Annotated in this window: 1 protein-coding gene; it reads right to left on the reverse strand. The window is 59.8% G+C overall.

What is annotated here, in order from left to right:
* Positions 1-489: 489 nt before the first annotated feature.
* Positions 490-1,572: a TonB-dependent siderophore receptor gene (locus tag ACZYOF_RS43590; protein ID WP_463719566.1), complete on the reverse strand. Its 1,083-nt coding sequence runs from the start codon at positions 1,570-1,572 to the stop codon at positions 490-492.
* Positions 1,573-1,725 lie beyond the last annotated feature (153 nt).

The raw sequence follows: 1,725 nt of genomic DNA on the forward strand, positions 1-1,725 counted from the left end.
CAAATCGCCCCAGCCCCACCTCCATCGACATAAGACCGCTCTCCACAAGACTGCCTCCCGCCAGGGAATCAGTCTTCGCCGATCTTCGCAACAAAGATGTGTGCATCAAATAGCCGGTGACCGGGCTCTTTTGCCACCGTCACTTCGCGGATACTTGATCCACAAAACTTAGCGCCAGCGTCGGGGCGCCAGGACCACACGACTTCGCCGTCCGCTGATATCACGCTCGTCAGTCGCAACACCCGCGTCCACCGCATCTCACCGCAACGTTCGTGACGATCGCGACCCGCCCCTCATCTGGGTGAGACGCGCGGAGTTAAATCACTGATTTGCCCGACGACGGAAGTGGAATGTTTTTCGTCGCAAGGCTGGACAGACTTTTGGTGATTTGCCCGTCGGGTTGATTTGTCGCACTCAAACCAGCGATATCGCCATTGCAAGCGGAGCGAAGCAATGCGCCACAGCGGGCATGCTTCGCTCGAAAACGCTCTAAAATCGGTAGGTTGCGGTTCCCAGGATCGTACGCCCGAGGCCGTAATAGCAATCGCCCCGCGCGTAGCACGCCGCCACGTAGCGTTCGTCACCGATGTTGTTGACGTTGAGCTGCAGTCTGAATGGACCGGGATCGTAGGCGACCATCATGTCGAACAGAGTGTAGGCCGGAATGGTGTAGGTGTTGGTCTCTTCGTAGGACTCGCCGATGTAGCGCACGCCCGCGCCGACCGTGACGTCACGCAGGCCGAGAGCGCTCAGGCGATACTTGCCCCACAGCGAGGCCTGGTTGGCGGGCACGCCCTCGACACTCTTGCCGACATTGTCGCCGCGTTCCACCTTGGCGTTGATGTAGGAATAGCTGGCGATCACGTCGAAATCGGGGGTAACCTTGCCGATGACTTCGATTTCCGCGCCGCGGATACGGACCTGTCCAATCTGACTCGACGCGAACGGATTGCTCGGATCTGTCGACGCCGCCAGCCGATTCTTTTCCACCGTGTCATAGATCGCGCCGTTGATCGCGAGGCCCTGCATCGGCGTGTATTTGAAGCCGACCTCGTAGACCTCGCCGCGCTGATCCTTGCAGGGGCCGTCAACACAAGTACTGCCACCAGAGGTCGGGCTGAAATACACCGGGTTGAACGACTGCGCCCAGGTAACATAGGGATTGAAGCCAAACGGCGTTTCATACATCAGGCTCGCGCGTCCGGTTGTGGCCGACCTGTCGCTGTCCGCTCCGGTATAGCGCGTGCTGGCATAATCCTGCCGGACCCCGATCGTAGCCAGCCAGGGGCCGAGGCGCATCTGGTCCTGTGCGTAGAGACCGGTCTGGGTCTGCCGCGCGTCTGGACCTCGCGTCAACGCAGGTAGATCGACGCTGGTGTAAACCGGCGCATAGAGATCGAACGGCGTCGGGTCGAAGCCGGAGCCGATGGACGAGCGCGCATAAACGTCGCGATAATCCACGCCGAACAGGACCTTATGCTCGAGCGCACCGGTGAGCGCCTTCACTTGGATATTGTTGTCGATGGTGAAGTTATCGTTCGACACTTCCTGATTGGCGCTGTAGCGGTTCACCGTGCGCCTCGATGCGTCAAGGAACGGGGAGCTATGGCCGAAATTGGGTGATGGGGCTGATCAGGCGGCGCGGTTAGCTGGCGTCGTCGATTCTGCGACGCCGTCGGTAAATTTGACGCCGGCAATGACCCTTGGCAACTGATTTTCGCCCTT

This window comes from Bradyrhizobium sp. LeoA1Lang, from assembly GCF_055413685.1.